At 36.7% G+C, this 12,415-nt stretch carries 14 protein-coding genes; 8 read left to right on the top strand and 6 right to left on the bottom strand.

Features of this window, described 5'->3' with window-relative positions; all coding sequences use genetic code 11:
- The 4 genes from ACP5P5_RS03920 to ACP5P5_RS03935 all read left to right on the top strand — a co-directional run bounded on the left by ACP5P5_RS03920 (nucleotide 1) and on the right by ACP5P5_RS03935 (nucleotide 4,005).
- On the top strand, nucleotides 1–1,248 hold the full coding sequence (locus ACP5P5_RS03920) for a PA0069 family radical SAM protein (RefSeq protein WP_428284805.1): 1,248 nt from the start codon (nucleotides 1–3) through the stop codon (nucleotides 1,246–1,248).
- 125 nt (nucleotides 1,249–1,373) lie between these two features.
- Nucleotides 1,374–2,372: a 2-hydroxyacid dehydrogenase gene (locus ACP5P5_RS03925; RefSeq protein ID WP_428284806.1), complete on the top strand. Its 999-nt coding sequence runs from the start codon at nucleotides 1,374–1,376 to the stop codon at nucleotides 2,370–2,372.
- Nucleotides 2,373–2,412: 40 nt separating this feature from the next.
- Nucleotides 2,413–3,405 (top strand): hypothetical protein, encoded by a 993-nt coding sequence (locus ACP5P5_RS03930; RefSeq protein WP_428284807.1) that lies wholly within the window; start codon nucleotides 2,413–2,415, stop codon nucleotides 3,403–3,405.
- 90 nt (nucleotides 3,406–3,495) lie between these two features.
- A complete protein-coding gene (locus ACP5P5_RS03935) occupies nucleotides 3,496–4,005 on the top strand; it encodes a hypothetical protein (RefSeq protein ID WP_428284808.1) in 510 nt (169 codons plus the stop codon).
- A gap of 165 nt (nucleotides 4,006–4,170) precedes the next feature.
- Here the strand turns inward: ACP5P5_RS03935 and ACP5P5_RS03940 are convergent, their stop codons facing one another.
- From ACP5P5_RS03940 to arfB, 5 genes are all read right to left on the bottom strand, one after another.
- Nucleotides 4,171–4,830, bottom strand: a complete 660-nt coding sequence (locus ACP5P5_RS03940; protein ID WP_428284809.1) for a lipoprotein signal peptidase — start codon at nucleotides 4,828–4,830, stop codon at nucleotides 4,171–4,173.
- Between the two features lie 61 nt (nucleotides 4,831–4,891).
- Nucleotides 4,892–6,394 carry a lipopolysaccharide biosynthesis protein gene (locus ACP5P5_RS03945; RefSeq protein ID WP_428284810.1) on the bottom strand — a complete coding sequence of 501 codons (1,503 nt, stop codon included), beginning with the start codon at nucleotides 6,392–6,394 and terminating at the stop codon, nucleotides 4,892–4,894.
- A gap of 82 nt (nucleotides 6,395–6,476) precedes the next feature.
- The gene (locus ACP5P5_RS03950; RefSeq protein WP_428284811.1) at nucleotides 6,477–7,535 is read right to left on the bottom strand and encodes a cytochrome-c peroxidase; all 1,059 of its coding nucleotides are present in this window, start codon (nucleotides 7,533–7,535) and stop codon (nucleotides 6,477–6,479) included.
- A gap of 23 nt (nucleotides 7,536–7,558) precedes the next feature.
- Nucleotides 7,559–8,263, bottom strand: coding sequence for an MbnP family protein (locus ACP5P5_RS03955; protein ID WP_428284812.1), 705 nt, complete (start codon nucleotides 8,261–8,263; stop codon nucleotides 7,559–7,561).
- Nucleotides 8,264–8,275: 12 nt separating this feature from the next.
- The gene (gene arfB / locus ACP5P5_RS03960) at nucleotides 8,276–8,686 is read right to left on the bottom strand and encodes an alternative ribosome rescue aminoacyl-tRNA hydrolase ArfB (RefSeq protein ID WP_428284813.1); all 411 of its coding nucleotides are present in this window, start codon (nucleotides 8,684–8,686) and stop codon (nucleotides 8,276–8,278) included.
- 35 nt (nucleotides 8,687–8,721) lie between these two features.
- On the opposite strand from arfB, the gene dtd reads away from it, so the two are divergent.
- The 4 genes from dtd to ACP5P5_RS03980 all read left to right on the top strand — a co-directional run bounded on the left by dtd (nucleotide 8,722) and on the right by ACP5P5_RS03980 (nucleotide 11,457).
- On the top strand, nucleotides 8,722–9,174 hold the full coding sequence (gene dtd, locus ACP5P5_RS03965; protein ID WP_428284814.1) for a D-aminoacyl-tRNA deacylase: 453 nt from the start codon (nucleotides 8,722–8,724) through the stop codon (nucleotides 9,172–9,174).
- Nucleotides 9,175–9,192: 18 nt separating this feature from the next.
- Nucleotides 9,193–9,579 (top strand): group III truncated hemoglobin, encoded by a 387-nt coding sequence (locus ACP5P5_RS03970; RefSeq protein WP_428284815.1) that lies wholly within the window; start codon nucleotides 9,193–9,195, stop codon nucleotides 9,577–9,579.
- An 11-nt stretch (nucleotides 9,580–9,590) separates the two neighbouring features.
- On the top strand, nucleotides 9,591–9,917 hold the full coding sequence (locus ACP5P5_RS03975; RefSeq protein ID WP_428284816.1) for a nucleotide pyrophosphohydrolase: 327 nt from the start codon (nucleotides 9,591–9,593) through the stop codon (nucleotides 9,915–9,917).
- 73 nt (nucleotides 9,918–9,990) lie between these two features.
- Entirely contained in the window at nucleotides 9,991–11,457 is a 1,467-nt protein-coding gene (locus ACP5P5_RS03980; protein WP_428284817.1) for a glycine--tRNA ligase, read from the top strand.
- A 48-nt stretch (nucleotides 11,458–11,505) separates the two neighbouring features.
- Here the strand turns inward: ACP5P5_RS03980 and ACP5P5_RS03985 are convergent, their stop codons facing one another.
- Nucleotides 11,506–12,366, bottom strand: a complete 861-nt coding sequence (locus ACP5P5_RS03985) for a segregation and condensation protein A (protein WP_428284818.1) — start codon at nucleotides 12,364–12,366, stop codon at nucleotides 11,506–11,508.
- Nucleotides 12,367–12,415 lie beyond the last annotated feature (49 nt).

Raw genomic sequence — 12,415 nt, forward strand, 5'->3', positions numbered from 1 at the left:
ATGGCACCGGCTTTTGTAGTACTATGCGGCACCGCTTGCGTCGCACACTTATACCGCAACAATACGGGGCAGCATTTACTGCTACTAACGAACAGGCATTTGTGTAAAAAAAGCATTACACATTTATTGTACACAACTACCAACACCATGAACAGCAATCCCAATCAACAACCCTTGCCTGCCCAAAAAGAGGCAGCACTGCAATACCTGAAAGGCAGAGGGGCACAAATAAACACCCCCAATCATTTTTTACAAAACCATACCGAAAAATGGCATATTGAAGCCATAGATGATTGGGAAAACAGCAACTGCCCTACACAATATATTTTTACCAAAGCAACAAGCATTGTAAACAAAGTAGATAGCCCCGATGTAGGCATGCTATACAGCATGAACCCATACCAAGGCTGCGAACATGGCTGCATTTACTGCTATGCCCGTAATGTACACGAATATTGGGGCTATAGCGCCGGCACCGATTTTGAAAGTAAAATATTGGTAAAACAAAATGCACCGGAATTGCTGCGCCATTTTTTAATGAAACCAAGCTGGCAATGCCAACCTATTGTATTAAGTGGCAATACCGACTGCTACCAACCTGCCGAACGAAAGTTTAAACTTACCCGGCAATTATTACAGGTGTGTCAAAGCTTTAATCAGCCGGTGGGCATTATTACTAAAAATGCAGCCGTATTACGCGATGCAGATATACTGCAAGCCATGGCGGCCAAAAATCTGGTGAGTGTATTGGTAAGCATTACCTCACTGAACGAACCCCTGCGCAGTGTAATGGAACCCCGCACTACAACCGCTACCCAACGCTTACGCATTATTGAAACTTTAAGCGAAATGGGGGTACGTACCGGAGTAATGTTAGGCCCTATGATTCCCGGCTTAAACGAACACGAAATGCAACCCATTATGGAAAAAGCCGCCGCCGCAGGCGCACGCTTTTCAGCCTATACCTTTATTCGGTTAAATGGCGCCATTGGCAGTTTGTTTAAAGACTGGCTGTTTAAAAATTTTCCCGACAGGGCTAATAAAGTGTGGCATTTAATTGAACAAGCCCATGGCGGGCAGGTAAATGATAGCCGCTGGGGGGTTAGAATGCGCGGCGAAGGCCCCATTGCGGCATTGGTACAACAACAATTTAAAAACTATAATCGCAAATACCAACTAAATACCGAACATTGGCAATTAAATACGCAGCAATTTATGCGGCCGGGCACACAGGGCAGTTTATTTTGAATTATTTTGATTACTACTGAGAAGATGGATTGTTTTCCACATAACGTTATTACCACATAAGCTTACATTACCTTTAAGACACTAATTAAGCAGCTTTTTTACATATCTGCCTTAAAATTATTTGCATGAAAATTACCTTCTTTTCTACACAACCATATGATAAAGAGTTTTTCATTAAAGGAAATGCATCCTATGGTTTTGAATTCACTTTTTTTGAAACACATTTAGGCCCACATATTGTGCAGGCTGTAGAACCAACTGATGCAATTTGTATATTTGTTAACGATAAAGTAACTGCAGAAGTAATAGCCGTACTGGCACAAAAGGGGGTAAAAGTAATTGCTTTACGTTGTGCCGGATTTAATAATGTGGATATTGAAGCTGCAAAAAAGCACCAAATTAAGGTATGCAGGGTACCTGCTTATTCTCCGGAAGCGGTGGCAGAACATGCTTTGGCAATGATACAAACCTTAAACAGAAAAACACATAAAGCCTATAACCGTGTTCGTGAACAAAATTTTTCACTCAATGGCTTATTGGGTTTTACATTAAAGGGAAAAACGGTAGGCGTAATTGGCACGGGCCATATTGGAGCTGCATTTTGCACTATTATGACGGGTATGGGTTGCCGTGTAATTGCCTACGACATACAAATCAACACCTCACTTACTGCATTGGGAATCACCTACTTATCTTTGGCACAGGTTTTGGAAGAAGCTGATATTATTTCATTGCATTGCCCACTTACACCCCAAACGCATCATTTAATTAACCCAACCACCTTACAAAACATGAAAAAAGGCGCCATGCTCATTAATACAAGTCGCGGTGGATTAATTGACACCCATGCCGTAATTGAGGCCCTGAAAACCCATCAATTGGGTTATTTGGGTATTGATGTATATGAGCAAGAAGAGAAAATATTTTTTAAAGACCTATCTGAAAATATTATTGCTGATGATACACTACAACGCTTAATGGCTTTTCCAAATGTATTAGTAACAGCGCATCAGGCATTTTTTACCAAAGAAGCTTTAGAAGAAATAACACATATTACTTTAACTAACGTAGATGCTTTATTACATCATAAAAATTTTACCAACCAAACAGCGTTATTAGTGTAAACACTATCATTACATTAACATTTATCATTAATTTTACCGCATGAAGGCAATTCTTAAATATGGCATTTTTGCATTAACCATTATGTTTCTTTTTCAGGCATGTAGCAAGGAATATAGTTACGAAACCGGAAAAGGCTATAGCGGTGTTGCCATTGGCACTTTACAAGATAGTACCGGAAATTGCCAAAATGTATTTGTAAATGGTACTTATGTAGTAGATAGCGTATTAACTGATAGCAATTACATTGTAGTAACTGTTAATATTATTTCACCGGGTAAATATTATATTTTTACTGATACAGCAAACGGTTTTTGGTTTGCCGATTCTTCCATTGTTTTATCAACCGGCACACAAAACATTAAATTAAAAGGCTACGGCAAACCTATTTTACCGGTTGATGCCAACTTTGTTATTACTTTCGGCAGTTCGGCATGCCAGTTTACCATACCTTACAACACAGCAGTAATAGGAAATTATTTTCCCACTACAGCCGGCAGTTATTGGACTTACAACGATAGTCAGCTAAACGACACTATTACCACCCATGCTTTATCGGTACTGGCGAATGTTGCCAACACAGGGCAGACCTATGCCGTATTTGTAGATAGATTAGGCGATACTTCTTTATACAGAAGAAGTGGTAACACCTATTATACCTATGGTAGTATTTATCCTGACCCTTCAGTACAACCGGTTGAATATGCCTTTTTGAAAGCCGGTGTACCGGCAGGTACTAGTTGGGATTCACCCATTGTTTCAGTAGTGGTATCCAATCAAAATATAAAAGTAAAATACCATTTTACCCTTTTGGGTAGTGGCCTAACGGCCAGTTACAATGGCAACAATTTTACCAACGTAATTAAAGTACAACTCGATATTCAGGCTTTAGTACCACCTGCTATTAATTATGCTACGGCTCAAACATCGTATTTCTATTATGCAGAGGGAATTGGCTTAATTGCTATTGAAGTACCGGGTAGTACCACAGTGATGCCTTATAACTCCACCCTTGCACAGTGGCATGTAAATTAATGAAGCAGTATAGATAATTGGGCATTAGAAATAATTTCAACTATAATTTTAGTATACTGTATCTGTAAAATGAGCATTTAAACCTGTTCCGTGAAACATTTATTAGTATGGATATTATTGACTTATGCAAGTTATGCTTGTCATAAAAGCAATACCGTTACTTCCGGTTGTGACATACAAAATACCAACGCCCAAAATGCACAAAAGGTAACTATTACAAAAGGGGTATGGGGTACTGTATCATCAATGGAAGGCAATTGCATGCCCATGGTACTGCCGGCCACCAATACCTGTAAACATTGCGCTGTGCAGCGTACAATAAAAGTTTACCCTTATACCTTAAAGCAAAATGCAACATTGGTACCCAACACCGCTAGTTTTTACGAAAGCTTCAATGTACCGGCGGTGGCAGAAATTACAGCAGATGCTAATGGCTTTTACGAAATTAATTTACCCGATGGGCAATATTCCTTAGCCATTGTTGAAAATGGAAAACTTTATGCTTCCGGCCTTGATGGGCAAGGTGGATTAAATCCGGTTACTATTAACGGCGGTGCACAAAAAGTAAACCTCATTATGACATACAAAGCAGTATTTTGAAAAGATATCGACTAGTGATTTATAGAAGCTGATCATCCTTTCCAATAGAATATTTTATTGATAACCCAAGAATAATAGTTTTGTATTATGCAATATAATCATCCTGTTTCCCCAATGAATGTTAGGAATTGCAACAATCTATGCCATATCTGAAAAGGCAAATAATTAAGAAACTTTAGCTTCCTGTGTAGCAGTTTCTTTTTCGGCTTCCGTATGTTTTTTTCCAAAAAATTTATTTTGAAATAACAGTAAAACTATTACGCCTACTGAAATAGATGCATCGGCAATATTGAATACGGGCTCAAAAAACTCAAAACGTTCACCACCCCATACCGGAAACCACTTAGGATAGTACGTATCAATAATTGGAAAATACAGCATATCAACTACTCTACCATGCAAAAAATTTGCATAGCCACTGCCAAAGGGTACGAGTTTAGCTACATTTTGAGCAAACACATCGCTATTCTCAAATATCAACCCATAAAACATACTATCAATTAAATTACCTAATGCACCTGCATAAATTAGTGATGCACAAATAATAAAACCGGTGTGGTATTTTTTTCTGATAAAATCGCGCAATAAAAAAGTACCCCAAATAACGGCTACCAATCTAAATAAGGTTAAAATAATTTTCCCGAAACCACCCCCAAACTTCCAACCCCAAGCCATTCCTTCATTTTCAACAAAATGTAGCCGAAACCAATTGCCAATTACATGATGTTCTTCCCCTGCGTAATAGTGTAGCTTTATATAAAACTTTAATGCCTGATCGGCCAGTATAATAGCAGCTATCAGAATAATAACGTGTTTCGCTTTCACTGAATGTTTTTTTAAAGCGGCAAAGATATATGAATTGCGGTTGTGTTTACCAATGCCTTAATTAGGCCAGGTATTTTCCTACAAATGGCAGCTTTTGCATTTCCTTTCGCTCAATTTTTAACAAAAACCCTATAAACAATAATAGCAATAATGTGGCTAAAATATAACTAAAGGCATAATGTGTAATATAGGCTGTTATGGTATGGTGTACAAAAAATAACAAAAATGCAATAACCATATAAGCTATTAACTTTTTCCAGGCATAAGGTATGCGATAAACTTTTTGCCCCCATACATAACTAATTACCATCATACTTCCATAACAGGTAAACGTTGCCCATGCGCAGGCCATGAAACTAAAGTATGGAATAAATACATAATTAATGATAATGGTAATGGCGGCTCCGGCTAAAGTAACCCAGGCACCTGCCATAGTTTTATTGGTAATTTTATACCAAATACTCAGATTATAATAAATACCCAAAAACATATTGGCAAATAATAAAATGGGTACCACTTTTAACCCCGACCAATACTTGGGACCAATAAAATGTTTCCATACCGGCAAATACAGGGCAACCACCAAAAACATAATAGAAATAATCATCACAAAAAACTTCATTACCCTTGCATATACTTTTTGTGGATTATTGCTTTCGGCTTGTTTAAAAAAGAAAGGCTCGGCCCCCATTCTAAATGCCTGTATAAATAATGTAATTAAAATAGAAAGTTTGTAACAAGCATTGTAAATGCCTACTTGTTCTTCTCTAAATGTTTCACTTCCGGGCAACCACCAACGCAACATTAAACGGTCAAAGGTTTCATTAATCATACCGCCCATGCCCGCAATAACCAAGGGTAAAGAATAAATCATCATTTGCTTCCACAAACGTGCATTAAACTTTAATTGTATTTTGGCTATTTCCTTCCACAACAATAATAAGGTTACCGCCGATTGCACCACATTCGCAAAAACTACATACACTATTGGATTGGTTTCAGTATTAAAAACCAATACTACCCAACTGCCTTTGGGCTGTTGCAATTGCTTGGGACAATACACAATGAAAAACCAGGTAATAAATATGTTTAATAAAATGCCTGCAATTTTTACGAAAGCAAATTTCAAAGGACGTTCTTCTTGCCGCAACTTAGCAAAAGGAATAGTTGATAAAGCATCTAAACTAATTACAATAATACTTAAGCGAATAATTTCGGGAAAATTGGTTAAGCCGGTAAATGCACCAAATGCTGACTGATTTAGCCACAGTAAAATTGAAAAAACAATAGTGGAAAAAAAAAGGGATAAGGCTGCCGTATCGTATATAATATTTTTATTTTCTTCTTTGGATGAAAACCTGAAATAAGCCGTTTCAAAACCATAAGTAAATACTACATTCAGTATAGGTATGGCAGCATAAATTAAGCCCATTTTACCGTAGTCGCTGGTTTTTGCCAGGCCGTAGGTAAGCAAAGGAGTAAGCAAATAATTAATAAAACGTGCAGCAATGGAACTGGCTCCATACCACATGGTTTGTCCGGCTAATTTCTTTATACTACTCAATCGTTTAATCTTTATAAGGCGCTAAAATAACAAATAGGTTACAGTTAGTGCCGTTGTTGAGCAAATACTTTAACAGTTTCATTTAATGCACATGTTCAGCAGGTGGCTGATTATTGAAGTTAGGCGGCGCAAATCGTGGATTTTTTAAGAATGCCGTATCAGTTAACGTATACAAAAAAGCTGTTAGTTGTCCTATTTCATAATTAGATAACGGAAGTTTGTTTTTTAGCAAACTGTCGGTAGTTGGATCTACTACCATATTTTTTCTGTAATGGTCAAAAACATTAATTAGGAAAAAGAAACGTCCATCGTGTCCATAAGGTTCAGTAACTGCTACATTTCTCAAACTGGGTACTTTAAATTTTAAAGAGTCGGACGGATTACCCGTTATTTTCATACGTCCTTCATCTTTTAACACAGCATCCATTGGCATACCATTGTTTCGGTAACTAAAATCAGTAAAAAAAGGTTCAGCATGACATGAAGCACATTTTTGTTTAAAAATAGCATAGCCTAAACTTTCGGGTAAATTAAATTGTGCTTCTCCGCGCATTACTTTGTCGTATTTACTATTGCTACTCACTAACATTACTTCAAACTGACTTAAAGCTTGCATAATACGTTGCGTTGTAATTTGCGGACTACCAAAAGCAGCTTTAAACATGTTTCTATATTCCGCATCTGCACTTAATTTTTTAATAATATTTTCAACTGTTTCTGCCATTTCGTTGGGTGCAGTAATGGGCGCTAAAGGCTGTGCATCTAAATGGTTAATCCCACCATCCCACATAAAAGCTTTTTGCCAAGCTAAATTTTGTAAGGCCGGCGCATTACGGGTAGTGAATGAATTATCATACCCATGACTTAAATTATGATCATAAGTAGCAAAAGCAGCAAATTGCTGGTGGCAACTGGCACAAGGAAAATTTCCATCTTTACTTAACCTGCCATCATAAAATAATTTTCTGCCTAATTCAAAGCCCTGCAAGGTTAGCGGATTTTGTTTAAAATCATACACCGGTTGCGGCCAGCCGGGTGGCACTTTAAATACTAACGGAGTAGGCTTGCTGCCATTATTGGTAAAAGCAGTAGCCATTATTAAAAAAATAAGAATACTTGCTATGGTAATTTGCCACTTCATATGCTTTATACACAATACCGCCTTTATTGAACTTTTAATAGTTGAAACATTTTACTGTAATTATCTGCAATTTGCATTGCCAATTTACCCGGTGAATGACATAACGGATGGGCTTTTATGCTTAAATCATTAACACCATTAAACCAGTTTAATACATTAGCACCAATTATGATGGTTGAAACTTTATGGGAACTGTTAATGGGTATATGTATGGTTTTTGAAGCATTCTCATTATGCTTATAACCACCAACATGATAGCTGAATGTTTGCTGTGGAAGTGGCGAAACAGTTGAATTTCCTTCTAACTTAGCAAAAATGTAGCCGGTATTCCATGTCCAGAACATACCCAACATAGGATCTAAAGCACCCGTTTGAATGCCGCTAACATTTTTTATACTATCAACCCCAATGGTAAAAGATACTGCACTCAGTATTTGTGGTTGAATAGGCAATTGAATGTTCCAGGTGGCGGTATCGCTTGCAGAAAATAAATAATAATTATTTTTTACCGGAATAGTATTACCATGAACATCTTTCACATGAATATGGCTTACATAAAATAAAAATTTTCGAACTGTTATCGGCTCACCGGCTTTTGTTTGGTAAATACTGTCGTTCAGCACCAAAGAAGTATTTCCCGCTAGGGGAATAAATTTTAATTGCAGGCTTTGAGCAAATGAACTAATCACCACCAACAAACCCAATATCAACAAATACAATTGTTTCATTACAATTTTCTTTTAATTGTTATAGGTTTTCCAATTTTTATTCCGCAAATGTTTAATAGCCGAGCGGTTTTGTTTATCCATTTGTTTTTTCAATTTAGAGGCAGCAGTAGGTCGGGTAGCTATACGCGCTTTTTTAGGCTTTAATGCCGCATTTACCCATTCATTCATTTTAGCAATTACCATAGCCTTATTGTCCAACTGTGTTCTTGCCACTTGCGATTTTACCAGTAAAAATCCATCTTTAGTAATTTTGTTACGTAAATGTGTGTTAATTTGTTGCTTTTGTTCTTCACTCACCAAATTCGATTGCATAATGGGCCAACGCCCCTCAACCATGGTTTCCACTTTATTTACATGCTGCCCACCCTTGCCGCTACTGCGTGCAGTTGAAAAAATAATTTCATCTTGAATATTTATCTTCATACTTCTGTAAAGTTAAACCATTCATTTCAACACATATGCGAGTAGTTATACAAAGAGTAACAGAAGCATCAGTAAAAGTACACGAAGAAACGGTGGGTGCTATTCAACAAGGTTTATTGATTTTGGCGGGTATTGAAGCAGCCGATACGGATGAAGATATAGAGTGGTTAAGCCATAAAATTGTGCAACTACGCATTTTTAATGATGCACAAGGACTTATGAATGTAAGCTTGAAAGAAATAGATGGCAACATATTATTAATAAGTCAGTTTACCTTACATGCAGCTACCAAGAAGGGGAACCGCCCTTCGTTCATTAAAGCAGCCAAACCGGAAATAGCTATTCCCATTTATGAAAAGCTAATTGCGAGTTTAGAAAATGCTTTAGGCAAAAAAATTGAAAAAGGTATTTTTGGTGCTGATATGAAAGTAGCTTTGCTGAATGATGGACCTGTTACCATTTTCATTGATTCGAAAAATAGAGAGTAACAGTTGTTACCAATTTTTATGATAACTAAAAACGATATTACCAATAGGGATGATTTATTAGCATTGATGGAAGCATTTTATGCTAAAGCATTAAAAGATGAATTAATACAACATTTCTTTAATGAAGTTGCGCATTTAAATTTAAAAACACACTTACCCATCATTGTAAATTTTTGGGAATCCGTGTTGTTTGAAACTGCAACCTATAAAGGTAATGCAATGGCTGTGCATCAACACTTGCATCAACTTTCGCCTTTCAAACAGGTGCATTTTAATCGTTGGGTAAGTTTATTTCAACAAACAGTGGATGAATTGTTTGCCGGAGAAAATGCCGAAAAAATAAAACAACGTGCCCAATCTATTGCTACCATTATGGCATTAAAAACCATTTATAAAAACGCATAAATAAAAAAAATATGACTATTGCGGAAGCACAACAACAGGTTGATGAATGGATTAAAACCATTGGTGTTCGCTATTTTAATGAATTAACCAATTTAGGAATTTTAATGGAAGAAGTGGGTGAGTTAAGTAGAATAATGGTGAGAAAATATGGCGAACAATCATTTAAAGCAGGCGAAAATGCCGATGCGTTGGCCGATGAAATGGCTGATGTGCTTTGGGTACTGATTTGCTTAGCCAATCAAACCGGAGTTAATCTTACAGAAGCATTACAAAAAAATATGATTAAAAAAACCAATCGTGATGGCAATAGGCATCAATTAAACCAAAAGCTGCACTAAACAAACAATTGTTTGTATAAAAAATACAAAAGCAGCTGCATTAAACATTTTCAGACAAGTATATTTGCACATTATGAGTACGCAACAAGACAATAATTTTCAGGCAATTATAGCCCATGCCAAAGAGTATGGCTTTGTTTTCCAGAGTAGCGAAATTTATGATGGATTAAGTGCAGTATACGACTATGGTCCGTATGGCAGTGAACTGAAAAAAAATATTAAAGATTATTGGTGGAAGAGCATGACGCAACTGCATGAAAACATTGTAGGTATTGATGCCGCTATTTTCATGCACCCTACTACCTGGAAGGCTAGTGGACACGTGGATAATTTTAACGACCCTATGATTGATAATAAAGACAGCAAAAAGCGATATAGGGTTGACCATTTAATTGAAGCACATGCAGCTATTTTAGAAGATCAAGGCAAGCAGAAAGAGGCAGATGCACTATTACAGGAAATGGATGCCTTATTAGCGAAAGATGATTTTACAGGATTAAAAAAATTAATAGAAGAGCATAAAATTGTTTGCACTATCAGTGGTACTTGTAACTGGACCGACATTCGTCAGTTTAACTTAATGTTTGAAACACAATTGGGCTCTGTTACCGATGAAGCCAGTACCATTTACTTACGCCCCGAAACTGCACAAGGTATATTTGTAAACTTTTTGAATGTGCAAAAAACAGCCCGCATGAAAGTGCCATTCGGTATTGCACAAATTGGAAAAGCTTTTAGAAATGAAATTGTTGCCAGACAATTCATTTTTAGAATGCGTGAGTTTGAACAAATGGAAATGCAATTTTTTGTACGGCCCGGCACTGAAGGTGAATGGTATAAATATTGGAAACAGGTGCGCCTTCAATGGCATTTGAGTTTAGGATTACCGGCAGAAAAATATAGATATCATGATCACAGCAAACTAGCGCACTATGCAAAAGAGGCATGCGATATAGAATTTGAATTTCCTTTTGGCTTTAAAGAAGTGGAAGGAATTCATTCGCGCAGTGATTTTGATTTAAGCCAGCATCAAACCTACAGCAAGAAAAAAATGCAATATTTTGATGCAGATATTGATCCTGCTACCAACAAACCTTATGGTAATTATGTACCTTATGTTATTGAAACATCTATTGGCTTAGATAGAATGGTATTACTCATACTTTCCAATGCTTATGAGGAAGAAACCATTCAAAAGGAAGACGGCACTACCGATAGCAGAGTAGTGATGCATATTCCCGAAAAAATTGCTCCGATTAAATTAGCAGTTTTACCACTTACTAAAAAGGATGGCTTACCGGAAATAGCACGTGATTTAATGGATGAGTGCAAAAATTATTTCAGGTGTTTTTATGAAGAAAAAGATGCCATTGGTAAACGCTATCGTCGTCAAGATGCCATTGGAACACCTTTCTGTGTTACTATTGATCATCAAACAAAAGATGACAATACGGTTACCATTCGCTACCGCGATTCGATGCAACAGGAAAGAATTTTAATGAGTCAGGTAAGAGATGTGGTACTAAACGCAATAGCATAAATAAACCTAACAAAAAAGGCTGTAAACTAAAATTTACAGTCTTTTTTGTTAATTCAACAGTTCAGGATTATTGTCGTCTAACTGCTCCGTTTCAGCTTTGGGTTCTGGATCATGCTCCGCTGCTCGTTCTACTTCATCGCCGGCGTATTTTAAATCATCTTCCCTATTTTCATTCCAATCTAATATAAAATTGTTTCTTCCTTCACCAATCATAATTTTCAAAAATTTCTGTTGCACTAATTCTAGTATGGAAAGGAACAAGAAAATAGCATGAATACGGTTCTCGCATATTTCAAATATATTTTCAAATGTAGCCGATTTTTCTTTTGCCATAAATTCCATCATATAATCGCGGCTACCCTCTATGGTATAATTATAACGGACCACCGTATGCGTAGGCATTTTTTGTTTATCGTGCACACGTTGCATTACCTTTTCAAATGTTTTCATCAATTTAAAAAGGGTAATTGTTTGTATTTCGGTTCCTTCGCCGGCCTCCTCAGTAATTTTAGCCATTTCAGCTTGCAAATTCCCCCGCTTAACTAACAATTGCCTATTAGCTTCCATTTCGGCCATTTTTGCAGCAGCTTCTTTAAAGCGTTTATATTCTAAAATTTTATCAACCAATTCTTGCCTGGGGTCAATTTCATTACCTTGTGCGTCAACCTCTTTACGTGGCAATAATAATCGGGCTTTAATACGCATAAGGGTTGATACGAACAGAATAAATTCACTGCTCAACTCAATATTTAAGCGCTCTTGCGCATGAATAAAATCAAGAAAATCTTTAATTATTTTACTAATAGGAATATTGTAGATATCCAATTCATCGCGTTCAATGAAGAACAGCAATAAATCGAACGGGCCTTCAAAATGCTCAATTTTAATTTGGTAGGTTTCCTGGTTCACATATACAGCTTTAAGTATTGCAAATAAAGGAAAAGCACTGGTATTTTCA

The organism is Hydrotalea sp., from assembly GCF_049968455.1.
Classification (GTDB): Bacteria; Bacteroidota; Bacteroidia; order Chitinophagales; family Chitinophagaceae; genus Hydrotalea.